General features: G+C 62.5%; 27 protein-coding genes and 1 pseudogene. 13 read left to right on the forward strand and 15 right to left on the reverse strand.

Annotated features, from left to right (window positions below):
• Positions 1 to 36: 36 nt before the first annotated feature.
• The 8 genes and pseudogenes from H5P29_RS30185 to H5P29_RS30220 all read left to right on the forward strand — a co-directional run bounded on the left by H5P29_RS30185 (position 37) and on the right by H5P29_RS30220 (position 8,887).
• On the forward strand, positions 37 to 1,197 hold the full coding sequence (locus H5P29_RS30185) for a PotD/PotF family extracellular solute-binding protein (RefSeq protein WP_371818661.1): 1,161 nt from the start codon (positions 37 to 39) through the stop codon (positions 1,195 to 1,197).
• 57 nt (positions 1,198 to 1,254) lie between these two features.
• Positions 1,255 to 2,112: an ABC transporter permease gene (locus H5P29_RS30190; RefSeq protein ID WP_067968007.1), complete on the forward strand. Its 858-nt coding sequence runs from the start codon at positions 1,255 to 1,257 to the stop codon at positions 2,110 to 2,112.
• Positions 2,106 to 2,909, forward strand: a complete 804-nt coding sequence (locus H5P29_RS30195) for an ABC transporter permease (RefSeq protein ID WP_067968004.1) — start codon at positions 2,106 to 2,108, stop codon at positions 2,907 to 2,909. The genes H5P29_RS30190 and H5P29_RS30195 overlap by 7 nt, the downstream gene beginning before the upstream one ends.
• 220 nt (positions 2,910 to 3,129) lie before the next feature.
• Positions 3,130 to 3,360: pseudogene (locus H5P29_RS30200) on the forward strand (aldehyde dehydrogenase family protein); the annotation flags it as partial.
• A gap of 151 nt (positions 3,361 to 3,511) precedes the next feature.
• The gene (locus H5P29_RS30205; protein ID WP_067967998.1) at positions 3,512 to 4,351 is read left to right on the forward strand and encodes a DMT family transporter; all 840 of its coding nucleotides are present in this window, start codon (positions 3,512 to 3,514) and stop codon (positions 4,349 to 4,351) included.
• 261 nt (positions 4,352 to 4,612) lie between these two features.
• Positions 4,613 to 5,635: a putative 2-aminoethylphosphonate ABC transporter substrate-binding protein gene (locus H5P29_RS30210; protein WP_154384352.1), complete on the forward strand. Its 1,023-nt coding sequence runs from the start codon at positions 4,613 to 4,615 to the stop codon at positions 5,633 to 5,635.
• A gap of 77 nt (positions 5,636 to 5,712) precedes the next feature.
• Positions 5,713 to 6,873, forward strand: a complete 1,161-nt coding sequence (locus tag H5P29_RS30215) for a putative 2-aminoethylphosphonate ABC transporter ATP-binding protein (RefSeq protein ID WP_067967993.1) — start codon at positions 5,713 to 5,715, stop codon at positions 6,871 to 6,873.
• 1 nt (position 6,874) lies between these two features.
• Positions 6,875 to 8,887, forward strand: a complete 2,013-nt coding sequence (locus H5P29_RS30220) for a putative 2-aminoethylphosphonate ABC transporter permease subunit (RefSeq protein ID WP_067967991.1) — start codon at positions 6,875 to 6,877, stop codon at positions 8,885 to 8,887.
• A 3-nt stretch (positions 8,888 to 8,890) separates the two neighbouring features.
• Here H5P29_RS30220 and maiA read toward each other — a convergent pair whose 3' ends face one another.
• The 3 genes from maiA to hmgA are packed head-to-tail and all read right to left on the reverse strand — an operon-like array spanning position 8,891 to position 11,918.
• On the reverse strand, positions 8,891 to 9,526 hold the full coding sequence (maiA, locus tag H5P29_RS30225; RefSeq protein ID WP_067967988.1) for a maleylacetoacetate isomerase: 636 nt from the start codon (positions 9,524 to 9,526) through the stop codon (positions 8,891 to 8,893).
• A gap of 5 nt (positions 9,527 to 9,531) precedes the next feature.
• A complete protein-coding gene (locus tag H5P29_RS30230; RefSeq protein ID WP_154384351.1) occupies positions 9,532 to 10,548 on the reverse strand; it encodes a fumarylacetoacetate hydrolase family protein in 1,017 nt (338 codons plus the stop codon).
• Between the two features lie 20 nt (positions 10,549 to 10,568).
• Positions 10,569 to 11,918, reverse strand: a complete 1,350-nt coding sequence (gene hmgA, locus H5P29_RS30235; protein ID WP_067967982.1) for a homogentisate 1,2-dioxygenase — start codon at positions 11,916 to 11,918, stop codon at positions 10,569 to 10,571.
• A gap of 83 nt (positions 11,919 to 12,001) precedes the next feature.
• On the opposite strand from hmgA, the gene H5P29_RS30240 reads away from it, so the two are divergent.
• The gene (locus H5P29_RS30240) at positions 12,002 to 12,448 is read left to right on the forward strand and encodes a MarR family winged helix-turn-helix transcriptional regulator (RefSeq protein ID WP_067967980.1); all 447 of its coding nucleotides are present in this window, start codon (positions 12,002 to 12,004) and stop codon (positions 12,446 to 12,448) included.
• A gap of 51 nt (positions 12,449 to 12,499) precedes the next feature.
• Here the strand turns inward: H5P29_RS30240 and H5P29_RS30245 are convergent, their stop codons facing one another.
• Entirely contained in the window at positions 12,500 to 12,967 is a 468-nt protein-coding gene (locus tag H5P29_RS30245; protein WP_067968504.1) for an Lrp/AsnC family transcriptional regulator, read from the reverse strand.
• 124 nt (positions 12,968 to 13,091) lie between these two features.
• On the opposite strand from H5P29_RS30245, the gene hppD reads away from it, so the two are divergent.
• Together hppD and H5P29_RS30255 are read left to right on the forward strand one after the other, a co-directional pair.
• Entirely contained in the window at positions 13,092 to 14,201 is a 1,110-nt protein-coding gene (gene hppD / locus H5P29_RS30250; RefSeq protein ID WP_067967978.1) for a 4-hydroxyphenylpyruvate dioxygenase, read from the forward strand.
• A gap of 159 nt (positions 14,202 to 14,360) precedes the next feature.
• The gene (locus H5P29_RS30255; protein ID WP_067967975.1) at positions 14,361 to 14,783 is read left to right on the forward strand and encodes a hypothetical protein; all 423 of its coding nucleotides are present in this window, start codon (positions 14,361 to 14,363) and stop codon (positions 14,781 to 14,783) included.
• 4 nt (positions 14,784 to 14,787) lie between these two features.
• On the opposite strand, the gene H5P29_RS30260 is transcribed toward H5P29_RS30255, so the two are convergent.
• From H5P29_RS30260 to H5P29_RS30305, 10 genes are all read right to left on the reverse strand, one after another.
• Entirely contained in the window at positions 14,788 to 15,051 is a 264-nt protein-coding gene (locus H5P29_RS30260) for a hypothetical protein (protein WP_067967972.1), read from the reverse strand.
• A 7-nt stretch (positions 15,052 to 15,058) separates the two neighbouring features.
• Entirely contained in the window at positions 15,059 to 15,757 is a 699-nt protein-coding gene (locus H5P29_RS30265) for a hypothetical protein (protein WP_067967970.1), read from the reverse strand.
• Positions 15,758 to 15,815: 58 nt separating this feature from the next.
• Positions 15,816 to 17,213, reverse strand: coding sequence for an APC family permease (locus H5P29_RS30270; protein ID WP_067967966.1), 1,398 nt, complete (start codon positions 17,211 to 17,213; stop codon positions 15,816 to 15,818).
• Positions 17,214 to 17,223: 10 nt separating this feature from the next.
• On the reverse strand, positions 17,224 to 17,391 hold the full coding sequence (locus tag H5P29_RS30275) for a hypothetical protein (RefSeq protein WP_154384350.1): 168 nt from the start codon (positions 17,389 to 17,391) through the stop codon (positions 17,224 to 17,226).
• A gap of 11 nt (positions 17,392 to 17,402) precedes the next feature.
• Positions 17,403 to 17,786 (reverse strand): hypothetical protein, encoded by a 384-nt coding sequence (locus H5P29_RS30280; protein ID WP_067967963.1) that lies wholly within the window; start codon positions 17,784 to 17,786, stop codon positions 17,403 to 17,405.
• Positions 17,787 to 17,796: 10 nt separating this feature from the next.
• Positions 17,797 to 18,114: a hypothetical protein gene (locus tag H5P29_RS30285; RefSeq protein ID WP_067967959.1), complete on the reverse strand. Its 318-nt coding sequence runs from the start codon at positions 18,112 to 18,114 to the stop codon at positions 17,797 to 17,799.
• 383 nt (positions 18,115 to 18,497) lie between these two features.
• Complete coding sequence (locus H5P29_RS30290; RefSeq protein ID WP_067967956.1) at positions 18,498 to 19,424, reverse strand: esterase-like activity of phytase family protein; 927 nt, start codon at positions 19,422 to 19,424, stop codon at positions 18,498 to 18,500.
• Positions 19,425 to 19,435: 11 nt separating this feature from the next.
• Complete coding sequence (locus H5P29_RS30295; RefSeq protein ID WP_067967954.1) at positions 19,436 to 20,248, reverse strand: polyphosphate polymerase domain-containing protein; 813 nt, start codon at positions 20,246 to 20,248, stop codon at positions 19,436 to 19,438.
• The gene (locus H5P29_RS30300; RefSeq protein ID WP_154384349.1) at positions 20,226 to 20,810 is read right to left on the reverse strand and encodes a DUF4956 domain-containing protein; all 585 of its coding nucleotides are present in this window, start codon (positions 20,808 to 20,810) and stop codon (positions 20,226 to 20,228) included. The genes H5P29_RS30295 and H5P29_RS30300 overlap by 23 nt, the downstream gene beginning before the upstream one ends.
• Before the next feature lie 229 nt (positions 20,811 to 21,039).
• On the reverse strand, positions 21,040 to 22,401 hold the full coding sequence (locus H5P29_RS30305) for a S8 family serine peptidase (protein WP_083948836.1): 1,362 nt from the start codon (positions 22,399 to 22,401) through the stop codon (positions 21,040 to 21,042).
• Between the two features lie 176 nt (positions 22,402 to 22,577).
• Here H5P29_RS30305 and H5P29_RS30310 point away from each other — a divergent pair, with 176 nt between their 5' ends.
• Positions 22,578 to 23,117, forward strand: coding sequence for an RNA polymerase sigma factor (locus tag H5P29_RS30310; RefSeq protein ID WP_067967951.1), 540 nt, complete (start codon positions 22,578 to 22,580; stop codon positions 23,115 to 23,117).
• Positions 23,114 to 23,899, forward strand: coding sequence for an anti-sigma factor (locus H5P29_RS30315; RefSeq protein WP_067967948.1), 786 nt, complete (start codon positions 23,114 to 23,116; stop codon positions 23,897 to 23,899). The genes H5P29_RS30310 and H5P29_RS30315 overlap by 4 nt, the downstream gene beginning before the upstream one ends.
• 6 nt (positions 23,900 to 23,905) lie before the next feature.
• Here the strand turns inward: H5P29_RS30315 and H5P29_RS30320 are convergent, their stop codons facing one another.
• Positions 23,906 to 24,553, reverse strand: coding sequence for a response regulator transcription factor (locus H5P29_RS30320; protein ID WP_154384348.1), 648 nt, complete (start codon positions 24,551 to 24,553; stop codon positions 23,906 to 23,908).
• Between the last annotated feature and the right edge of the window lie 50 nt (positions 24,554 to 24,603).

Consider the following 24,603-nt stretch of genomic DNA (forward strand, 5'->3'; position numbering starts at 1 on the left):
TTCATAAAAAGAAGGGGTAACGCGATGACAAACAGCATGAATTCCTTGAACGCCGCGATGGCGAGCAACATCAGCCGACGTCAATTGCTCAAGACGCTCGGGGCGGGAGGTGCGGCATTGGCGGCCGGATCCATGTTTCAGCCGATGTCGGCACTGGCCGCGGGCGATCTGGCATTCTGGGCGACCGGCACGCTTGATGTCGGCGACGCTTGGTCGCGGGCAGCTGACGATGCGGGCCTGAACGTTGCCTTCACAGACAATGGCAACGACCCCGGCCCTGCCGTCGCGCGGCTTGTCGCCGGCAACGCAAACGACCTCTTCGATATGGGTGGCCTGCAGGGCGGCGCCGAGAAGGAACTCGCTGTCCAGGGCGCAATCGTTCCCTGGGACCTGTCGAAGATCCCCAACTACGAAAGCGTCTGGCAGTGGGCAAAAGACATCCCCTACCTGCACCATGACGGAAAGCAGTACGGCCTGCCTGCCGTCATCAACGCCGACTCGATCATCTATCGCCCCGACAAGCTGGGTAAGGTCGACAGCTACGGCGTCATCTTCGATCCGAAGCTGAAGGGCCAAGTGGCAATGGAAGACGCCTGGATCAACAGCGCCGTCTTTGCAGCCATGTACCTGAAAGAGACGGAAAACCAGAAGATCGGCAATCCGGGCAACCTGACCGCGGACGAGCTTGGCCTGGTGATGGAGTTCCTCATCAAGCACAAGAAGGATGGCCAGTTCCGCACCTTCTGGAGCGGCTGGGAGCAAGGCGTGCAGCTTGTCGGCGATGGCGAGGTGCTGGCCATGACCGGGTGGGAGCCCATCGTCTACGAAGGTCGCAAGCGCGGTCTGCAGGTCGAGTACGCCGCACCCGTCGAAGGCTACGAAGGCTGGGGCAACAACCTCGTTCTGCTGAAAGGCGCGGTCGACCGCGGCCTTGGCGACGACGCCCACAAGCTCGCCAATTGGCTGCTCGACGGCTTCTATGGCTGCACGCTTGGCGAACAGCGCGGCTACGTCGTGCCGAGCGATCGCAATGTTGCCTACGCCGAGGCAAATGCGAGCCAGTTCGACCCGTCAAAGGTCAAGGCACTGGCCGAGCACGTCAAAGCCAAGTTTAGCGGCAAGGTAGCCTGGCAGAACACGCGCCCGGACAATTTCCAGCTCTACGAAGAATGGTGGCAGAAGCTGCGTAACGCCTGATTGCGACCAACAGCGGCGGGAGCGGTTCGCGCTCCCCCGCCTTTTTCTGGAAACCAGATGAAATCGCCCGGCCTTCTACTCGCACTCCCCACCGCACTCATCGTGCTGCTGCTGGGCTTCGTGCCTCTGATCGTCATCCTCGTCTGGAGTTTCTGGACCTGGGATCCCGCGACCTACTGGATCAGGCCGGAGTTCAGCCTGGCCGGCTATGCAGCGATCCTCGAGGCCGGGCGCTGGAGCGTCATCGTCGGATCGCTGGGCAAGGCGTTTCTGACCGCCGCGATATGTGTCGTCATAGGCTATCCCGCCGCGATGGCAGTGCATTTTCTGGCAAGCAGGCGGACTGCACTGCTGCTGATGGCGCTGTTCACCATTCCGTTCTTCACCTCATACATGATCCGCGCCTTTTCCTGGCGGCTGGTGCTCGGCCGCAACGGCCTTATCAATGGCTGGCTGATGGATCTCGGGATCGTCGACCAGCCGCTGGACTGGCTGCTGTTCTCCAATTTTGCCGTCAATGTCGGCCTCGTCGCCTCATATCTGCCCTTCGTCATCTTTCCGCTGATCCTGTCGATGCAACGCGTCGAGCCATCGCTGCTCGCCGCCAGCCAGGATCTCGGCGCCGGCTTCTGGCGGACCTTCCGCTCCGTCCTGCTGCCACTGACCCAAGCCGGCATATTTGCCGGGTTCCTCTTCGTCTTCGTCATGGCGGCGGGCTCGGCCACAGAAGTGCAGATGCTCGGCGGTGCGGCCGCATCGATGATCTCGGTGATGATCAACGACGTCATGCGGGTTGTGAACTTCCCGCTGGCCTTCGCAATCTCGACCCTGGTGCTGATCATCCTGTTCGGACTGATTTTCATCGGCAACCGACTGTTCAAGCTGACCAGCCTGTTCGAGGGATTCACATGGTAGCCGGTTTCGAAAGCCGCCCGCTTAAGGCCGCCATCTGGCTGATGACTGCCATAGGGCTGGCGATCATCTATCTGCCGCCGCTCTACCTGGTGGCGGTGTCGTTCAATCCGGCGCTGCAGCCCGCTCTGCCGCCGCTGTCCGACATCAGCCTGACCTGGTATTTCGCGCTCGCCAAGGAACGCACCCTGATCAGCGCATTGCAGGAATCCCTTCTGGTCGCGACCATCACCGCGCTGGTGGCAACCGGTCTCGCGCTGTTGTCGGCTCTGGCCTATATGGATCTCGGCAAATGGCGCTCGCGCTGGTTCATGTTCGTGCTGTTGCCGATGTTCGTTCCAGGGATCATCCAGGGCCTGTCGCTTTCGGTGATCTTCGGGCGCATCGGACTGAAGCCGTTCTGGGGCACGGTGGCTGCGAGCCATCTGTTATGGGCGCTGCCATTCGCCTTCACCGTCATCCTCACCAGCATGGCAGCCGTCAGGCGTTCTTACCTGCTTGCCGCGTCCGATCTCGGCGCTTCCTGGTGGCGGCAGTTGGTCGACGTGACATTGCCACTGATCAAGCCAGGCCTGGTGGCTGCCTTCATCTTCTCGTTCCTGCTGTCGCTGAACGAATTCGGCCGGGCCTTCTATCTGGTCGGACGGCAGAACACGCTGCCATTGGCGATGTTCGGCAAGATGAACTCAGGCGCCTCGCCGACGATCTATGCCCTGTCGGGCTCGATCTTCCTGGCTTCGATATTGGCGGTGTCGTTCGTGCTGCTGGCAGCGCAAGCCAAGGATCGCAAACTGCGGTAGAGCACGGTCGGCTCGCCGCTTTGCGGAGACTGGCTGTGTTGATGAACCGATCGATGCCGCCAGCCGACCCGCACTGCCGGCTACAGGTGCAAGGTGCAGGAACTCGGCGGTAACTACCACCGATCAGCCTCAACGAACTGTCCGATAACTATGTCGCCAAGGCGGCCGATTCGGCTGTCGCCGGCGCGACCAAGAACTCGGGCGACGAGCCGATCGCTGCACCACCTTCGGCCTCTGCTCAGGCGTCTGCACCAACGATTTCCGCCGCATGCAGAAATACATCGCCGGCCTGCAGGTTGGCACGGTGAATATCTGGGAAGTCTCGGGATATCGCATCGAGATGTCGCCATTTGGCGGGATTAAGGACTCGGGCAACGGCTACAAGGAAGGCGTCATCGAAGCGATGAAAAGCTTCACCAACGTCAAGACCTTCTCTTTGCCCTGGGTCTGAGCCTTGTCTTGAGCCGGCAAATCAGATGAGTGTCGATGAGGGAGCCTGGTGCTCCCTCATGTGCTTGGAGGGGAAATGCTGTTGCCTAACGCCGGCTCGTACTCGACCGGGACACTACCCTTGCCTGCGACCTTCCTGAAAGCCTGAACGCATGTCCGGCTTTGCCCTTACCATCGTGCTGGTGGCAGCCTTGCTGCATGCGAGCTGGAACGCCGTCGTCAAGGCCGCAACCGACCGTGCCGTCGTCCTGGCAGCAGTGTCCGCCACCCATGCCACGCTCGGGCTCGTGTTGGTGTTCTTCGCCACGCCACCGTCGCAAGCGAGCTGGATCTACATCTTCCTGTCGACGGTCATCCACTACGGCTACTACGTCTTCCTGTTCCAGTCGTACCGGCTGGGTGATCTCAGCCAGGTCTATCCCATCGCCCGCGGACTGGCCCCGGCGCTTGTCGCTTTCGGTGCCTATGTGATGATCGGCGAGACTCTGCCGCCCTTAGGCTGGGTCGGGCTTGGCGCGATTACCTTCGGCATTGCCTTCCTCGCCTTCCAGCGCGGCGCAGCCCATGCCGATCCGCGCGCCGTCGGCGCTGCCGCCATCAACGGCGTGCTGATCGCCTCCTATTCGGTCATCGACGGCATCGGCGTGCGCCTGTCCGACAGCCCGTTCGGCTATATGGGCTGGCTGTTCCTGCTCGAATTTCCCGTCACGCTGTTCGTGCTGTTCCGACGCCGCGGCGCAACCCACAAGATCGATCGCAAGACGGTCACGCTCGGCCTCGTCGGCGGCCTGGGCGCCGTCTCCGCCTACGGCCTCGTCATCTACGCCAAGACGATCGCGCCCTTGGGGGCTGTTTCGGCCGTGCGTGAATCGAGCGTCATCATCGCAGCCCTCATCGGCCTGTTCATATTCGGCGAGCAACCGTGGCAGGCCCGCATCTTTTCAGCCGTCATCGTTGCCGGCGGGGTGATCGCACTCGCCTTCTCAGGCTGACAGGCCGGCAAGCTTTTGCGTTTCGGTGCAAAAACCAACGCCCGTGCACAAGCATGCGGCAGCCTTGTCACATGCCTGTCGCAACCCTGTGCATCACATAAGCTCAGCCTACCAGATCATAAAAAGAATAGATTTTACTTATTGACCGCCCGTTCCCACTATCGACCATGGACGAGGCGCAAACGGGCACAGCCAAAACGCGGCCCGACAAACCTCTCCCAATCAGAACGTGCCTAAGCGATTCAAATGGGAGCCACTTCAATGAACCAGAAGAAAACCTTCGCGCTTGCCGCCTTTGCGACGATGCTGATGTCATCGGCGGCCTGGGCGGAGACGGAGCTCACAGTCTACACGGCCATCGAGGCCGAAGACCTCAAGCGTTATGCCGAGACGTTCAACCAGGACCATCCCGACATCAAGCTGAACTTCATCCGCGACTCCACCGGCGTCATCACCGCCAAGCTGCTCGCCGAGAAGGACAATCCGCAGGCCGACGTGGTCTGGGGCCTCGCCGCCACCTCGCTTCTGGTTCTCAAGTCCGAGGGCATGCTGGAAGCCTACGCGCCCAAGGGAGCCGACCAGCTGAAGCCCAATTTCGTCGACAGCGACAATCCGCCGAGCTGGGTCGGCATGGACGCCTGGGCAGCCTCGATCTGCTTCAACACCATCGAAGGCCAGAAGCTTGGCCTGACCGCGCCGAAGAGCTGGAAGGACCTCACCAAGCCTGAATACAAAGGCCATGTGGTGATGCCAAACCCGGCGTCATCAGGCTCCGGCTACCTCGACGTATCGAGCTGGCTGCAGCTGTTCGGCGACAAGGACGGCTGGACCTATATGGACGGCCTGCACCAGAACGTTGCCGCCTACACGCATTCGGGCTCCAAGCCGTGCAAGATGGCAGCCGCAGGCGAGACGGTAATCGGCATTTCCTTCGAGTTCCGCGCCGCCAAGTCGAAGGCAGAGGGTGCGCCCATCGACATCATCATCCCCGAAGAAGGCATCGGCTGGGACATGGAAGCGTCGGCAATCGTGGCCGGCACGTCCAAGGAAGAGGCTGCCAAGACCTTGCTCGACTGGTCGGTCTCGAAGAAGGCAAACGAGATGTACAATGTCGGCTATGCGGTCGTCGCCATGCCCGGCGTCGCCAAGCCGGTTGAGCACCTGCCGGCCGACATCGAGGCCAGGATGATCAAGAACGACTTCGAGTGGGCGGCCAACAACCGCAACGCCATCCTCGAGGAATGGACCAAGCGCTACGACTCGAAGTCCGAGCCGAAGAGCTGACCTCCATCAGCCACCCTCGACAAGCGGGCGTCGCCTCGGGCTGCGCCCGCCCCTTGCCCCCAAGCCGGATGGTTACGATGAGACACGAAACCCTCGCCGGGCAGCCGCGAATTCCGACTGAAGTGAGCGCCATGACCGCCGCCAGCCCGAACGTGAAGCCTGCCTATCTCAGAATCGCAAACGTCTGGAAAGCCTTCGGCGAATTCCATGCGCTGAAGGACATATCGCTCGACATCAGCGAGGGAGAGTTCGTCTGCTTCCTCGGCCCGTCGGGTTGCGGCAAGACCACGCTTTTGCGTGCCATCGCCGGCCTCGACCTGCAGACCCGCGGCTCGATCCAACAGGGCGGGCGCGACATCTCGACCCTGCCGCCGTCGCAGCGCGATTACGGCATCGTCTTCCAGTCCTACGCGCTGTTCCCCAACCTGACGATCGCCAGGAATATCGCCTTCGGCCTCGAAAACACCAAGCGCCCGCGTGCCGAGATCGAGGCTCGCGTCACCGAGTTGCTCAAGCTTGTCGGCCTGCCCGACCAGGGCAACAAGTACCCGGCCCAGCTTTCCGGCGGCCAGCAGCAACGCATTGCTCTTGCCCGCGCCATTGCCATTTCGCCCGGCCTGCTGCTGCTCGACGAACCGCTGTCGGCACTCGACGCCAAGGTGCGCACCCATCTGCGCCATGAGATCAAGGAATTGCAGCGCAAGCTCGGCGTCACCACCATCATGGTCACCCATGACCAGGAGGAGGCGCTGTCGATGGCCGACCGCATCGTGGTGATGAACCACGGCGTCATCGAACAGATCGGCACGCCGACCGAGATTTACCGCCACCCGGCGACTCTCTTCGTCGCCGACTTCATCGGCGAGGCCAACAAGTTCGAGGCCAGGGCGTCGAACAACGCCGTCGGCATCGGCGCGGCGAGCTTCAGCTGCGCTGCCCATGATTTCGACGACGGTACGCCGGTCATCGCCGCGATCCGGCCGGAAGACGTCATCCCCCACGCCAGCGGCTCTCTCGCCAACGGTGCGACCGCCAACGCCATCGACGTCGCCATCAGCGAGATGGAATTCCTGGGGTCGTTCTGGCGCACCCGGCTGCACGGCCACGCGCTCGGCAATGAAACGTTGATTGCAGATTTCTCGATCAATGCCGCGCGCCGCCTGTCGCTGGTGCAAGGCGTGGCGCTGACGGTCGAACTGCCGGCCGAACGGCTGCTGATCTACCCTAGGGGTGCCTGACATGGCGATGGCTCTCGACTCTGCCCTTCCCGTCGGCCGCAGCCTCCGCCTCAGGCTCGACCGCGACGAGTTGATCAAGCGCGGCCTGATGGTCGTGATCGCGCTTTATCTGGTGGTGGGGCTGGCAGCCCCCCTGGCGATCATGCTGTCCAAATCGTTCTCGACCTACAGCTTCAACCTCGCCAATTTCGAGTTCCAGGTCAGCGACAAGGACGGCAACTGGGGCCAACCTGTCACCGCGGCAGCGCTGAACGAGAAACTCGATGCGGTACCGCCGGCCAAGCTCGCCACCAACTCCGACGGGCGGCTGCAGGCGACGAGCTTCTTCCCCGACTTCAGCTTCCGCAGCCCGGTGAAGTACAAGATTCGTGGCACGACTTCTGACGCAACCTATCTCGTCGGCCTCAAGCCGCAGACCGGAACGGAATGGCAGGAACTCACCTCCAACGACTTCCGCCGCGTGATGCTCAGGCCGTCACGGGCGCTCGGACTTGAGAACTACGCCGCCTACTTCTCGACGCCGACGCTGTTCCGCTCGATCGAGAACTCGGTGTTCATCGCACTCGTCAGCACCATCATCACCGTCGGGCTAGCCTTCGGTTTCGCTTATGCGCTGAACCGCAGCTGCATGCGCTTCAAGGGTGTTTTCAAGCTTGTTGCCATGGTGCCGATCCTGGTGCCGTCGCTGCTTCCCGGCATTGCCCTGATCTACCTGTTCGGCAACCAGGGCATGCTCAAGGATCTGCTGATGGGGGCCTCGATCTACGGCCCGCTCGGCATCGTCGTCGGCTCGATCTTCTTCGCCTTCCCGCATGCGATGATCATCATCTCGACGGCGCTGGCGATCTCCGACCAGCGCCACTACGAAGCGGCCGCCTCGCTGCGCGCCAGTCGTTGGCGCACCTTCTGGACGGTGACCATTCCCGGCGCCCGCTACGGCCTGATCTCGGCAGCCTTCGTCGTCTTCACCCTTGTCATCACCGATTTCGGCCTGCCCAAGGTCATTGGCGGTCAGTACAATGTGCTTGCCGTCGACATCTACAAGCAGGTCATCGGCCAGCAAAACTTCGAGATGGGCGCGGTCGTCTCGGTCATCCTGCTCGTCCCTGCCATCGCCGCCTTTATCGTCGACCGCATGGTGACCAAGAAGCAGGTGGCGCTGCTGTCAGCGCGCTCGGTGCCCTACCAGCCCAAGCCGAACCGCGGATTCGACACGCTTTGCCTCGCCTGGTGTTCGCTGATCGCCGTCTTCATCCTCGGCATCATGGCGACCAGCCAGTTCGCGGCACTGGTCAAGCTCTGGCCCTACGACCTCAGCCTCGGTCTCAAGCATTTCGCCTTCGACCGCATGGATGGCGGCGGCTGGGGTTCGTACTACAACTCGATCCGGCTGGCGGCGCTGACGGCGGTCATCGGAACGGTCATCATCTTCGTCGGCGCCTATATGGTCGAGAAGACCGACGGCTTCCGCGCCGGCCGCACGGCGTTCCAGTTCCTCGCCATGCTGCCGATGGCAGTGCCGGGCATGGTGCTCGGCCTCGCCTACATCTTCTTCTTCAACGATCCGGCCAACCCGCTGCATGCCATCTACGGCACCATGACCATTCTGGTGGTCTGTACAATCACCCACTTCTACACGGTGGGACACCTTACCGCGCTGACCGCGCTCAAGCAGATCGACCAGGAGTTCGAGCCGGTGGCGGCTTCGCTCAAGCAGCCCTTCTACAAGCTGTTTGCGCGCGTCACCGTGCCTGTCTGCCTGCCGGCCATCCTCGACATCTCGATCTACATATTCGTCAACGCCATGACGACCGTGTCGGCGGTGGTGTTCCTCTATTCCAAGGACACGACGCTGGCTTCGGTGGCGGTGCTCAACATGGACGACGCCGGCGATGTGGCACCGGCGGCCGCAATGGCGATGATGATCTTCTACACCAATGCCGCCGCACGCCTGATCCACCTGTTCCTGTCGCGGGTTCTGATCAAGCGGACGCAGGCGTGGCGGATGCGCTGAGCCTCAGCCTTTGGCGCGATCCGGATGGGCTTTGGCGAAGGCCTCGAGGCCTTCGCAGCGGGCGGAAATCCCCAGCAGCCGCTTCAGGCCCGAAATGTCGACGTTCCAGCGCCGGGCATTGTAGACCTGCGGCACCAAGCAGATGTCAGCCATGGTTGGATTATCGCCATGGCAGAAGGCGCCAGTAGCCGGGTGGTCGAGTAGCTTTTCGAAGGCTGCCATACCATCGCCGATGAACTTCCGCATCCAGGCGTCGCGCGCCGCCTCGCCATTCGGGACCAACCGCATCAGCTCGGCGATCACACCGGTGTTGCAGACAGCGTGGATTTCCATGGCGATGGCAAAGGACAGCTGGCGCACGCGCTGGCGGCCGAGCGGATCGGAGGGCAGGAAACCGGCATGGCGGGTCTCATCGAGATATTCGATGATCGCCAGCGACTGGGTGAAGGCGTGGCCATCGATGTCGAGCACCGGCACCAGCCCCTGCGGATTGCGTGCCAGATGCTCGGGCGACTTCTGCGCCTTGGCCAGCAGGTCGACAGATACTGGCCGATACGCCTGACCCAGTATGTTGAGTGCGATGCGTACCCGGTAACTCGCCGACGAACGCCAGTAGTCGAACAGGACTGTCTCGCTCATCAACCTCAGGCCTTTTCGTATTTCGTCACGGTCTGCTCGATGGCACCAAAGATCGAGTGACCTGTCTTGTCGTGCATCTCGATGCGGACCTGGTCGCCGAACCTGAGGAACGGCGTCTTCGCCGCCCCCGTGTCGATGGTTTCGATGGTGCGGATCTCGGCGATGCAGGAATAACCCGCGCCGCCTTCGGCGACAGGCTTGCCCGGTCCACTGTCGAGCTTGTTTGACACGGTGCCCGAACCGATGATGGTTCCCGCAACCAGAGGCCTGGTCTTGGCAGCATGCGCCACCAGCTGGCCGAAGTCGAAGGTCATGTCTTTGCCGGCATTGGCGCGGCCGAACGGCTGCCCGTTAATGCTGGTCAGCAGCGGCAGGTGCAGCTTGCCGTCGCGCCAGGCGTCGCCGAGTTCATCGGGCGAAACGGCGACCGGCGAGAACGCCGTTGACGGCTTGGACTGGAAGAAGCCGAAGCCCTTGGCGAGCTCGGCAGGGATCAGGCCGCGCAGCGACACGTCGTTGACCAGCATGACCAGGCGGATGGCATCGCGCGCCTCATCTGATGTTGCCCCCATCGCCACGTCGTCGACGATGACTGCGATTTCGCCCTCGAAGTCGATGCCCCAGGCTTCGTCGGCCATGACGATCGGGTCGCGTGGGCCGAGGAACGAGTCCGAGCCGCCCTGATACATCAGGGGATCGGTCCAGAAGCTCGCGGGCATCTCGGCGCCCCGCGCCTTCCTGACCAGCTCGACATGGTTCACATAGGCTGAGCCGTCGGCCCACTGATAGGCGCGCGGCAGCGGCGAGGTGGCATCGTGCTCATGAAAGCGCATGGTCGGCTGCGAGCCGGTCTCGATGCCCTCGGCGACATTGGCGAGGCGCGGACCGACATGGGCCCAGTCGTCAAGTGCCGCCTGCAAGGTGCGGGCGATGTGGCCGACTTCCGAACAGCGTGTCAGGTCGCGGGAGACCACGACAAGGCGGCCGTCACGGGTGGAATCCTTCAGCGTGGCGAGCTTCATCTACGTCCTCACTTGATGCTTCACTTGATACCGGGCGTGCCGTCGAACTTGCGCTCGAGACCGTCCCAGCAGTCGATGTAATTGTCCTGCAGCGTCTCCAGTTCGGCGGCGAACTTGGTCAGCTGCTGGGGGAAACGCGTCTCGAACATGAAGGCCATGGTGTGGTCGAGCTTGACCGGCTTGAGCTCGCCGTTGGACGCCTTCTCGAAACCCATCGCATCAGGCCCATGCGGCAGCATCATGTTGTGCAGGCTCATGCCGCCGGGCACGAAGCCCTCCTCCTTGGCGTCGTACTGGCCATGAATGAGGCCCATGAACTCGCTCATGATGTTGCGGTGATACCAGGGCGGCCGGAAGCTGTGCTCGGCCACCAGCCAGCGCGGCGGGAAGATGACGAAGTCGACATTGGCGGTCCCTGCTTCTTCGGTCGGCGCCGTCAGCACTGTAAAGATTGACGGGTCCGGATGGTCGAACAGGATCGCGCCGACAGGCGAGAATGTCCTGAGGTCGTATTTGAACGGCGCATAGTTGCCGTGCCAGGCGACGACGTCGAGCGGCGAGTGGCCGATCTCGGTGATATAGAACTTGCCGCACCATTTGACGTGCACGCGGCAGGGCGTTTCCTTGTCCTCATAGGCGGCGACGGGCGTCTTGAAATCGCGCGGGTTGGCAAGGCAGTTGGCGCCGATCGGGCCGCGATCCGGCAGTGTGAACTTGGCGCCATAGTTTTCGCAGACATAGCCGCGGTGGAAAGCGGCATCGCCCAGGCGCGAAACCTTGAACATCATGCCGCGCGGCACGAGGCAGATCTCCGACGGCTCGACGTCGATGACGCCCATTTCGGTAAAGACGCGGATGGTGCCCACCTGCGGCACGATCATCAGCTCGCCATCGGCGTTGAAGAAGTAGTCGTCGACCATGTCGCCGTTGAAGATGTAGGCATGCGCCGCCATGCCGACCTGGGTCATCGCATCACCCGCCGTCGTCATGGTGCGGATGCCTTCGATGAAGTTCAGCTTGTCCTTCGGCTCCGGCAATGGGTTCCAGCGCAGCTGGCCGAGCGGCAAGGAATGGTCGTCGAGGCAAGGTGCAGTCTTCCAGTGCGGATAGCTGGCATTGGAAAAGCGCTTGGTGTGCCGAACGCTCGGTCGGATGCGGTAGAGCCAGGAACGCTCGTTGGTGCCGCGCGGGGCGGTGAAAGGCGAACCCGACAGCTGCTCGGCATAGAGGCCATAATTGCACTTCTGCGGACTGTTCTGGCCTTGCGGCAGCGCGCCCGGCAATGCCTCGGTCTCGAAATCATTGCCAAAGCCCGGCATATAGCCGGTGGCAGTCGCGAGTGATGCTTGTTTGGTGGCCTTGTCCAGCATGTCTTGCACCTCCCTGGCGGACGTGAGAACGTCGAGATGGTTGCAAGTGTAACCGTCGATTTTGTAACTATCAAAGGATTGAGATGCCGGACGCATTCGATCTGGAGAGCTTTTTGCCCTATCGGCTGAACCGGGCGGCGGAGCTGATCAGCCTGAGCTTTTCCAGGGAATACAAGCAGCGCTTCCAGATGACGCGGCCCGAATGGCGAGCGCTCGCCGCCTTGGGCAGCGTCGGCAGCATGACCGCGACCGAGATCGGCACGCATTCCAACATGCACAAGACCAAGGTCAGCCGCGCCGTCGCCGCACTCGAGGAGCGCCGCTGGCTGAAGCGCCGGGAGAACGAGACCGACCGGCGGGTCGAACATTTGGAACTGACGGCAGCCGGCCAGAAAGCCTATCGCGAAATCGCTGACCTCGCCCACACCTATCAGGCAACCCTTGAAAAGGCGCTCGGCACGGGTGCCATCGAGCGCATCGAAGCAGGACTGGCCGATGTCGAGCGGGCGCTGTTGGCCAAGCGGCGTTAGTCCGCTCCCCACAAGGGGGCGGGAGGGCGCCCGCGTCGCGCTTTGCGCGCCCTACCCGATCGGCAGCGGCCCGAACTGCTTCAGCGTGTTCAGCACGATCGCTGTCTTCACATGCTGTACGGAATCATGTGGCAACAGAACCTCGTTGACGAAGCGCGACAGGTCCGACAATCCCCGCACCACGACCTTGATGTGGTAGTCCATCTCGCCGGTCAGCGAATAGGCCTCGAGCACCTCTGGCAGGTCGTTGACCAGGCGGGCGAAACGCTGGGCGTTGTCGCGATTGTGGGTAGCAAGCGTCACCGAGATCACCACCAGCAGATCGAGCCCCAGTCGCTCGCGGTCGAGCATGGCCTGATAGCCGCGGATGAAGCCCTCCGCCTCCAGCCGGGCACGCCGACGCGAGCACTGCGAAGCTGACAGCGCGATCTTCTCCGACAGTTCGTTGTTGGTCAGCCGCCCGTCGAGCTGCAGCGCGCGCAGGATCTTGAGGTCGAATTGGTCAAGCACCTCATTCATTGCATACACCTCCACATCCATGCACGTTCCGCGCATAGATCGACCCATAGGAGGCCAGAATGCAAGCACATTGCATGGAATCGAGGGCACAATATGCACTACCGAGTTTTGAGGAGGAATTTCTATGGGTCCGTTCCCGCACGATGCGCCCCCGGCCAGGATCAGCGACGACAACCCCGCCGGCACCGACGGCTTCGAATTCGTCGAATTCGCCCATCCCGAACCCGAGAAGCTGGAAGAGCTTTTCGCCCGCATGGGCTACCAGCCTGTGGCTCGCCACAAGACGAAGAAGATCACCGTCTGGCGCCAGGGCGACATCAACTACATCATCAACGCCGAGCCGGGCAGCCATGCCATGCGCTTCGTCGATGAGCACGGCCCCTGCGCTGCCTCGATGGCTTGGCGCGTGGTCGATGCCAAGCACGCCTTCGACCACGCGGTGTCGAAGGGCGCTACCCCCTACACCGGCACGGACAAGGCGCTCGACGTGCCGGCCATCGTCGGCATCGGCGGCTCGCTGCTCTATTTCGTCGACAAATACGGCACCAAGGGCTCGGCCTATGAAGCTGAATTCGACTGGCTCGGCGAAGCCGATCCGAAGCCTGCGGGCGTCGGGTTCTATTTCCTCGACCACCTGACCCACAATGTCTATCGCGGCAACATGGACAAGTGGTGGGACTTCTACCGCGAGCTGTTCGGCTTCAAGCAGATCCATTTCTTCAACATCGACGGCCGCATCACCGGTCTCGTCAGCCGTGCCATCACCTCGCCCTGCGGCAAGATCCGCATTCCGCTGAACGAGTCGAAAGACGACACCAGCCAGATCGAGGAATATCTGAGGAAGTACAAGGGCGAAGGCATCCAGCACATCGCGGTCGGCACTGACGACATCTATGCCGCCACCGACCGGATCGCCGACAAGGGCCTGAAATTCATGCCCGGCCCGCCCGACACCTATTACGAGATGTCGCGCAACCGCGTGCATGGCCATGACGAGCCGCTCGACAAGATGAAGAAGCACGGCATCCTGATCGACGGCGAAGGCGTGGTCGACGGCGGCATGACCAAGATTCTGCTGCAGATCTTCTCGAAGACCGTGATCGGGCCGATCTTCTTCGAGTTCATCCAGCGCAAGGGCGACGAGGGCTTCGGCGAAGGCAACTTCCGCGCACTGTTCGAATCCATCGAGGAAGACCAGATCCGCCGCGGCGTGATCTCCCAATCTGCCGCCTGACCGGCAGATTCAAACAGGCCTCTGGTGGGGCGGGTTGCACGCAGGGCAACCCGCCTTTTTTTTTCGCCGCCAGCTTGATCCAGCGCAAGGAACGCTGCCGCCCCGCCTGCAACAGTTGCAAAGGGTGAGGGTGTCTCGTGAATGTGGGAGATAGCAGCAATGAATACGATGCCGCAGTCGTACGAGCTCTGGCGAACAGTCGTGCTCCGCTTCAAGGACTGGCGCCAGCGGCGTGCCGCGGTGTTGGAGATCAGCCAACTCGGCAATGACGGCGAACGCATGCTGGCAGAGTGCGGGCTATCGCGGTCGGACTTCAGGCAGGCCATGCGTCTTGCCTTCGCCTCAAAGATCCTGCTGCCCGAGGCCATCAAGTCCAAGGGTATCGACGCAGAGACTTTCGAGAACCGCTACCCGGAATGGAACCGCGACATGCGCCGGACCTGCATGATGTGCCCGGCACGACGCGTCTGCAGCGACCGGCTGGAAACCAGAGATTTCGAGGCATCCTATCGGGATTTCTGCCCCAACGCCGGCAATCTCGACGCCTTGGCCGGCCGCGGCGATTGCAGGCTGGCGAGCTGAAGAGTCAGACCTTCGGAGCCATGAACCAGCGTATCCGCGCCCGTCGATAGGCATCCGGTATCGACAGCGCCCAGACGAACAGGCCGCCGGCATGGCGGCCAAGGAACGATGTTTCCGGCGTCGTAGTGACGTAGGACAGCACGGAAAACAAAACGACAAAGAAGGCGAAGGCGAGCCCGCGCGTCGCGTCGCGTACCGCGACGTGGCCGGCACCGGGCAGCACGACAGCCAAGGCCAGAACGACATAAGGATTGATCGTTTTTGTCATGGAACCCTCAAGCCGCTTGATAGACGGGAGCGACGATGTCGTCTTCGACCAGCAAGGCGCTCAGCGTTTCAGCTTCGTCGATGGCCAGTGCCACCAAGTCAGCGGGAATCGCCGTCAGCGGAAAACGCACCTGCCTCAGCACCTTGTGCGCACCAGGCTCGCCCTGTGCGGCCTGGCGGATGATACGGGTGCCACGCGGCGTGATGACGGCTTCCTTGACCTTCGGGTCGGCAAACAGGCTGCGGAACAGCGCCGAGACGCGCTCCACCTGCCATGCCGTTGCACGGCCATCGCCGCGCATCAGCAGCGAGGCGTCAGTCTGCGCCGGTGATAGCCATTCCGGCATGTCATGGACCAGAGAGTAGTATTCCGCGCCTGTCGGCCGGGCGAGCGCGCCGATTGTCGGCCTGTTGCGCTCCCCGCTTTCGCTGAGCGTCACCCTGAGCCACAGCTGCGGCAGTCGCCGCGTGACCATCGTGTCGGCAATGAGTTCGATCTTGGCCCGGCGGCCATCTCTGGTCTCGCCGACCAGGACCGGGAACTGGTCGTGGCCGAAGGTAACCTTCGAATTCTGGAGCAGCCTGGCCGCGTCATCGAGCAGCCTCCTGCGTTCGGCGAGGGCGCCGCGATGGTCACGGACCGCGCGCGTGCCGATCCAGCCGCAGGAAACTGCGACGAAGGCAGCGAAGGCAAGCGTGGTGAGCATCGGCAACGCCTTGTTTTTTGGAAGATGGCGGCGCGGAGATCCGCGCCGCCATGCCTGGTCAGTAACCCTGCGGCTTCGGCCAGGGCATGGTGAACTGGTCGCCGCGGCGCACGAACTGGTAGCGCCGGAAATGGAACCAGAGCGAGGCCACGATGTAGAAACACATCATCGCGCTGAGCTGCGTGCCATAGCCGAGGAACACCGCGAAGTAGGCCGTCGAGCACAGGATCAAGAGCACGATGGTCGGCAGCGGGTGGAACGGATGGACATAACCGCGCTTGATCGTGTCGAGCGGCCACTTGTTGCGGAACATCACCATGTTGAAGGTCATGAAGGTGTAGCCGAGCAGGCCCGACAGGATCGAGAAGGTCACGACCTGGTCGAGCGGTGCGCCGAGCGCGAAGATCAACGCGATCGGAACAAGGAAGACGATGGAACGGTAAGGCGTGCGGTAGACTGGGTGCACGGCACCGAACCAGCTCGGCAGGTAGCGGTCGCGGCCCATCGAGAACCAGGCGCGCGAGGCATCGTTGATGCAGCCGTTTGCCGATGCAAGCGTTGCAAAGGTGGTGCCGACAAACAGCAGGATCATCAGTGTAGTGCTGCCGGTGACGCGCGCTGCATCGAACAACGGCGTGCCGGCCTGTCCGAGATATTCCCACGGAATGAGGCCCGAGCAGACATACCAGGTCATGGTCGCGGCGATCAGCAGCGTCATGATGCCGGCCATGGTGCCGTAAGGCAGCGACCGCGCCGGCGAGCGCACTTCCTCTGCGGCCTGGCAGGTGCCTTCGATGCCGAGGTAGTACCAGAGGCCGAAATGCAGTGACGCGACGATGCCGACCCAACCGTAAGGCAGCGGATCGGAGGTCACGGCCGAGAAGTCGAGCGGCACACTGGAGGCGCCGAACTGTACCGAGATGAACAGCGTGATGATCGCAAGGAAGGCAATCGCCGTGATGATCAGGTTGAAGGTCAACGTCGCCAGCACGCCGCGATAGTTGAGCCATGCCAGAAACATGATAGCGAGGATGATGAAGGGTTGCTGGTTGAGGCCACTATGCCCCTGCATGCCGGCCACCGTGTCGAGCAGGAAGCCGACAGTGATCGCGTTGGCCGCTTCCAGCATGGTGTAGGCCATGACCAGGAACAGGCCTACATTGAAGGCCATCAGCGGGCCGACGATATGCTTGGCCTGCGCGTACTGGCCGCCGGCCGCGGCGACCGTCGAGGTCACCTCGGAGTCGATCATGGCGACGCAGGTATAGAGCAGGCCGGCCACCCAGCAGGCGATCAGGCCGGCGATCATGCCACCTTTGCCGACCGAGAAGTTCCAGCCCATATATTCGCCGACGAGAACGATGCCGACGCCCAGCGCCCAGATATGGGCGGGGCCGAGCACGCGCAGCAGCTGGAGCCGTTCGGGCTCGGCTGCGGTTGAAGTCACATTTGCCATCGTCGTCCCCTCAGATCTCGTGGCGTTCTGCGGTCGCCTCGATCTCGCCTTCGCGAGAGGAGATCAGCAGCTCGTTGTCATAGGTGCTGTCGATGCGGACGAGGTCGATGAGCATCAGGACGCCAAACAGCGCGGAGAGCGCCCAGGCCGCGTATTCCAGAATGTTCCAGATATCCATTGTGGCCTCCCCTAGCGCTTCTTGTCGCCGAAGCGCTCGTCGATGACTTCGCGGTATTCCTTGTCGGACAACCGCACGACCATGACGAAGTAACCGATGACCAGCACGACCATGACGATCAGCGCGCTCCAGCTGAAGCTGTAGTCGAAGCGGGCGGTGATGATGTCATTGGCGGCCGCCGGATCGGTGATGCCGAGGGCAGCCCATTGCTGCTGCTCGGCGGCGTTCTGGCCGAGCGCTTCCCAGGTCGGATTGGCGATCGGATTGGGCACTTTGACGGCGCCCGCCAGACCCAGATAGAGCGGAACGTAGAGCGCGCCGATGGTCAGGACGAGCAAGGTCACGACGTCGAAAATCTGGCCGGCGAGACTCTGTTTCGGAGGTTTGTAAGCCATTGAGCGCTCCTCAGCCGCGCCGACGACGCATCTCGTCGAGATGCTTGAGGTCGAGGCCATAGATGAAGTGTTTGTCTTCGACATAGTGGCGCAGCATGGCGACGATGGCCGCCGTGTTGAAGATCAGGACCAGCCCGCAGGCGATGGACAGGATGATGCGGATTTCCGGCAGCGCGATGTAGGACCACACACTGAACAGGGCAAACAACATGGTGCACCACAGCACCACGACAAATGCCACGAGGCCCGCTCGATCACGCCCGTGCATCTTGTCGATGCGCTGTTCGAGAGTCGCGTCCCCGCGTTGCTGACTTAAAGTCGCTTCCATTTTTCCTCCTGCACCACGGCCGTTTTCGGCTTCATTCTGGTTTGCTTCTGCGGGAAATTAATTTCCCCTGAGGAATGTCTGGCAAAGTTAATTTCCTGTCAAGTGACGACCGCGCGCACTTGTCGCACCACGACTTTCGACGAAACCCAATGTCATTGAATCGATTGGATTTTGTTGGCCCGACGCGGTGTCGGAAATTTTACGCCAGAGGTCGCTAACGGGCGGTCCGCATTGCCCAAACGGGCGGGAGCGTCCCTGCACGTTATGTTTTCGCAGAGTGAGCGGCAAAGAGAGTCGGCTGACGTTCGCGGCAACCTCAAACGCCAGCGGCGGCAGCCAGCATGTGAAGCCGGTTGCTGCCAATCACTATGGGAAGGTGGGGATCAGGCGCCTGATTTGACCGAGACCAGAACGAAGCTTGCAGGCCCTTCCTTCTTCGTCTTGTCTGTGACCAGCAGATAGAGATCGCCACCAAGGCCGGTCAGTCCTTCGAAGTTGTCAGTGAGCAACTGGCTGACCCCCGGGTCGAGATTTTCGACAGCGCAAACATTGGCCTCGCCGCATGTATTCGGATCGAAAACCCTGAGGCGGCCGATGCTTGGCGCGCCCTTCTGTTGGCGCGTCCGTTCAATCAGCAGCAGGCGACCTTCCGGCATCGGCTCGATTGCCTTGAGGTTGCTGCGCTTGGGCTGGAAGGTAGCGAAGCTCCAGCGCCTGCCGTCGAGGCCATGGATGGTGTGGGTGTCGCCCGGCTCGCTCAGCAACGCCTCCTCCGGTGCAGTGACCACACCAAGCGAACCCGCGATTGCCACCGCTTCGAGGCGGCTGTTGGCCTCGCTGTACTTTGCCGCATCGGCCAGTGCTTCCGGCAGTTGCAGCGCACCGAGCACGGTGCCGTCGGGCTTGAAGCGATGGATAGCCGGCCCATCCTCGAAGGCGACGAGAAGTTGGGTGTCGCCCTGCTTGCCGTTGTTGCCATTGCTGACGGCCAGCCCCTCGGCGTTGACGACCTGTGGGGCCATGCCTGCCCTCAACGGCACCGACTGGACGGGCTCCAGATTGGCGATCCTGCCGTCCGCGATCTCGAGCCGGAAGTGATGCAGCACGCCGTCGTCGGAGACGGCGTAAAGCAGCTTCTCGTCGGCATCCCAGGCCAGGCCGGACAGTTCGTTGATCGATTGGCCGTCCGGCGCGGTTGCCGGAGCAGGCCTGCTGTCCAGCACTGCAAGTTCGGACGAACCTGCCATGACGGGGGCCGCGAGCACGAGGGCTGAAGCGCCGAGCAGCGCGGCGGTAAAGTGCTTGATCATGTCTCTCACTCCTATTGGATGTTTGGCTGGTGCAGGGCTGGACGATCGGTCACGCTGCCAAGCTTGCGCAGCGCCGGCAGGAAGCGGTTGTGCTTGGTGCCGGGGTTCAGCAGCGCGGTGGCGACGCAATATTTCGAGCAGCGCTTGGTCGGGTGCTGGTGCAGCGCCCTGAGGATGCCGTCGGCAACGCCATTGCCATTTGCCGACTTGGTTTCGAGGATGAACAGGTTGGGGTCGACGGCACGACGCGCGCCGCCGGCAAAGAACTCGAGACCGGTGTCGATGGTCATGCGTTCGCCGCCCTGCCGGGCCACCAGCGTCATGCGGCGGTAGCGCATGTCGAGGACACGGGACAGTTGATGTGGGAAGGTCTGGCCGTATTGCGCGTGGTAGACCTTGTCGATGAAGGTCACTGCCTCGTCGTCGAGTTTGCCGAAGCTCTCGACGTCGAGGTCGAGGCGCTTCTTGACGGTCATGCCGCGCTTGTCCTTGAGCTTCACTTCCAGAAAGCATAGCCCCGCCTCGACATAGCGCCGGATGCGCACCTTGGCCCGCTGCCGCCGGCCCTGGTGGTGGTCGAAATAGCTGCGGCGCCCGGCGTCGTCGAAGTAGCAGGTCTCGTAAGTGAAGGCGCGCCGGCCTTCGATCTCCAACATGTCGAAGACCTCGGTGAAAGTGCCGGCGGCCTGCATCAGCACGGTGCCGTCGACAACATATTTGTTGTCCAGCCGCTCCAGCATGGCGGCCTTGCCGTTCAGAGCCTTCAGGCTGATCGGCGCGAAGCCGCCTGCGATCAGCACGTCAGTGCTTGCGATAATGGACATTGAGCTTCGCCATTTCCGTGATGTAGTCGAGCTGCAGCACCTGGTAGGACAGCACGTCGACGCCCAGCCGCTGGGACAGCTCGCAGCGCATGGCAGCGGGGTCCGACAGCAGCGCGACATTGATCTTGTCGAGCGACACCTTGGTACCGCTGACCGACTGCAGCATGCGGGGATGATCGACGACGAAGGCACCGACGAGCACCAAGGCAACCGTCACCGCCACGAAGGGCAAGGTCGTGCCCTGGACCGAGCAGATGACGGCAATCGCCACGCTGCCGAAGAAGTAGGTCATTTCGGTCTTCGACAGTGGCTCCGATCGGAGCGTGAACAGCGCCAGGATGGCGAACAGTCCGAAGCCGGCGGCAACCCCAAACTGCACGGTCGACAGCACGGTCAGCACGGCAAAGACGAAGATGTTGAATAGCGCCGCGGCGGTGACCAGTTCCTTGTCGCGATAGCGACGGTAATACATGCCGAACAGCAGTGCCGACATGCCGGTCAGGTTGATGCAGAAGCGAGCGAGTTCGGCCGCGAAGGGCGTCTGTAGCAACTGCGCGATCATTGCCCTCTCCCCGTCGTGGAAGAAGGCCTTCGTAGTGCCTGACAAGGCGAGCAAGGGATTGGCATTTGCGGTTCTCCTGAATTGCGCCGCCGAGCGGCTACGTCAGGAAGAACGGGCGTTGCGAGAACCTATTCCATCGCCGGCAAACTATTTTCAATCTCGGCGCGGAACCTGCAAATCGGCATGAAAACAGTATGATACGAGACGCCTCTCGCGCGTCGCCTGCGGCTCAGCTCCGACAGATCGTTCGCGCATTGAGCAGGCCCCAGCCAAACACCGGATCCTTGCCGGGCTTGCCGAGATCCTCGGCACCCTGGCGCAAAAGCGTCTCGACCTCGCCGGCCTTGAGCTCAGGATTGGCGGCCTTGACCATCGCCACTGCCGCCGTGACAAAAGGTGCGGCAAAGGACGTGCCGGTCTTTGATGAGGCGCCCTTGACCGAGGCCGCCGTCCAGACCTGAACGCCGGGTGCTGCGATGTCGATATGATCGCCGGCTCCGGCCCGCCGGTAGGGATTCTTGCGCCGGTCGATCGCCGTTACGGCAATCACAGGCTCGTAGGCGCCGGGGTAGAGCGGGGCGGCGCGCGGGCCGCCATTGCCGGCGGCTGCGACCAGCACGATGTCGCGCATTGCCGCCGCTTCGACCGTTCGTTCCAGCAGAAGGTTAGCCGGACCCGTCAGGCTCATGTTGATGACGAGCACCCCCTTGCCCGCCAGCAGGTTGATCGCCCGCACAAGATCGTAGACGGCGGACCGGTCGTCATTGCCATTGCGCTGGAAAGCATCCACCGCAACGAGTTCGCCGCCGGGCACGAGGCCCGGCGTTCGGCTTTCCGCCGAGCCTACGAGAAGGGCTGCCACCGCGGTGCCGTGCTGGCGCCCGGACTCAGGCAGGTCACCAGCCGCCAGTCGGATCGTCTCGATCCGCCCGCCGGCAAAGGCGAGATGTTCCTCATTGATCGCCGTGTCGATGAGGCCGATTCGCGTCGATGCCGTGCAGCGATCCGGCATGTCAGATGCCTCCGGCCAGCCGACGACATGGCGCGCCAGGCATTGTTCCGCGCCACAAGCTTCGGCACGGTCCTGGTCGGGGCGGTAGAAATGGTTGAAGTCGACGACCGCATCGGGTGCCGTGGCCGCTACCTCGGCACGCGCCGCTTCGAGCGTCGTGCCGTTGGGAACAGTGAGCTTGACGATTTCGGCTCCAACGAGCGGAACATCGGCCCGGTCGCTGATGCCGTAGCCCGCGGCGGTCAGGCGCGTGATCGAGGCCTGATCGAGGCCGATTGCCACGATCTCCCGTGGCGCCTCGCGCACAAGCGCGGGCGCTGTACGGACCACCTTGCGTCGTGGCTCAGGCTTGCCGAAGAGATCGGAGAGATTACGCCCCTTCCCCGTTCCCGGCGAGCTGGAATCCCTGCTCTCCGAGCGGCTTCCGCCGCCATCATCATCGTCGTCATCGGCCAGCGCAATCCCGCCGCCGAAAACCTCTCCCCGCATGGGAGTGACCACGGACGCGCCAAAGGTCGCGCCGCCCAGCGCCACCGCGAACACAAGCGCAAGGGAACCTGACGGGCGCTTCAGCTTCATGGTTTGTCCTTTCCCCGGCGATATGGCGCGCTGATGGCAATTGTTAGCGATCCACATAAGCCTTTCGTCATCCCATATCATTTTGACTACATTTGTGCATTTTGAGCCCAACGGACGGGAGACCGGTTTATTCCATCACCTCGCCGATTTCCGCGGGAGAGACAGGATAGGACTGCATGAAGGGTGACGATGTTTCGGTCAGCGATCGGCTGATCGCTTTCCTACCCAATCTGCGTCGGTTCGCCATCTCGCTGTGCCGGTCGCGTGATCTAGCCGACGACCTCGTGCAGGCGGCATGCGAACGAGCGCTCGCCAGCCAGGACCGGTTCGAAGCGGGCACCCGCTTCGATGCATGGATGTTCCGCATCCTGCGCAACCTGTGGATCGACCAGGTGCGCCGGACCAAGACGGCCGGCCCGCGCGAGGATATCGACGACCGCAACGACATCGTCGGCGTAAGCGGCGAGCATGACGCCGAAGCCCGGCTGACGCTGCAAAGCGTGGCCGCGGCAATCGACGAGCTTGTTGACGATCAGCGCGAGGTCTTGCTGCTCGTCTGCGTCGAAGACCTGTCCTACAAGGAGGCGGCCGAGGTGCTGGGCATCCCCATTGGTACAGTGATGAGCAGGCTTGCCCGGGCCCGCAAGAATCTTGCAGAGGCGGCTGGAATAAACGCCGCAACCGACCGTTCACCGGGTAAAGGTGGGAAGGCATGAACAGGCGCGATTTCGACGACGAAACACTGATGGCCTTCGCCGACGGCGAACTCGACGCCGAAACCACGGCGGCGATCGAGGAGGCTATGGGCAGCGACGATGCGCTCATTGTCCGCATCGCCACCTTCCTGGAAAGCCGCGCCAAAGCGTCAGCGGCGCTGAAGCCGCTGATCGACGAGCCGGTTCCCGAGGCGCTGACGCAGTCGGTGCAGAAGATGATCGATGAGGCGCGCATGCGCGAAAACGCAACTGCTGAACCAATCCAGCAGCCTGCGACAGACAACGTCGTGACCTTCCAGCCGAAGGCAACACCGAGCAAGGTCGGCTCGAGCTGGACGCTGCCGCTCGCGGCATCGCTTGCCGCCGTCATCGTCGGCGCCGGCGGCTATCTCGCCGGCAAGGCAGGCATGCCAGTTGCGGACGGCCTTGTCCTTGCTGGGATTACCGACCCGGCGATGATCAGAACGCTCAATGCAACGCCGTCAGGTAGCGATGTGACTGTCGGCGACACGACTGTACGGCTCGTTTCCAGTTTCCGTGATGGCGCCGGCGCGCTCTGCCGCGAGTTCGAGCTTCACCGCGCGTCAGGCTCGTCCCTCGTTTCGGTCGTTTGCCGCGCCGGCCAGCAGTGGGACGTAAGGCTTGCCGTGGCGGCACCGGCTGCCGGACAGGACTATGCTCCGGCCGGGGCTTCGGAAACTGTCGATGCCTATCTGTCCACGACCCAGGCCGGGGCGCCGCTCTCGGAGGCTGAAGAAAAACAGGCCCTCGGCTTGCCCTGAACGGCTCTATCGGGTGCCCGTCTGCGGGCCGCGCTTGCGTTCGCTGGCATAAAGCGCGACTGCCATGGCGCGGTTGCGCACGCCCAGCTTGTCGTAGAGATTCTTCAGGTGATACTTGACCGTGTTCTCGGAGATTCCGGTCCGCGTCGCGATCTGCAGGTTGGTCCAGCCGTCGGCCAGCACGCCGAGCAGCTCGAGTTCGCGCGTCGTCAGTCGCGACAGCGGCGTCTCGTTGATCTTGGCGACATCGATGTAGGGGATACAGATGCGGCCATTGGCGACCGCAAGCAGCGTGTCGAACAGGATGCAGGGATCGTCGAACTGATAGCAGAAACCCTGCACGCCCAGGCGCACACATTGCTTCAGGATGCCGACGTCGTGGTCGTTGGAAAAGATCACCATGCGCGCGGTGAGCTGTCGGCGCTGCAACTCGGTGAGAACCTCGCTGGCATCCATGTCGGACAGCTTCCAGGCAACGATCGCGACATCGAATGCCGGCTCAGCCGAGGCCACCGCCCTGATGAAGGCATCGCCGCTCTGCACCCCCTCGACGAAGGCGAAGCGCTCGTCGCGGCTGATCATGTCGCGCAAAGCCGAAATCACCAGCGGGTTGCGCTCGGCGATCAGGACTTTGAGCTTCTTGTGTTGCGCCATCAGCCAGCCATCGACATCGTACCTTGGCGCATTCCAATCGAATTCGCCAA

This window comes from Aminobacter sp. MDW-2 (assembly GCF_014250155.1).
GTDB lineage: Bacteria > Pseudomonadota > Alphaproteobacteria > Rhizobiales > Rhizobiaceae > Aminobacter > Aminobacter ciceronei.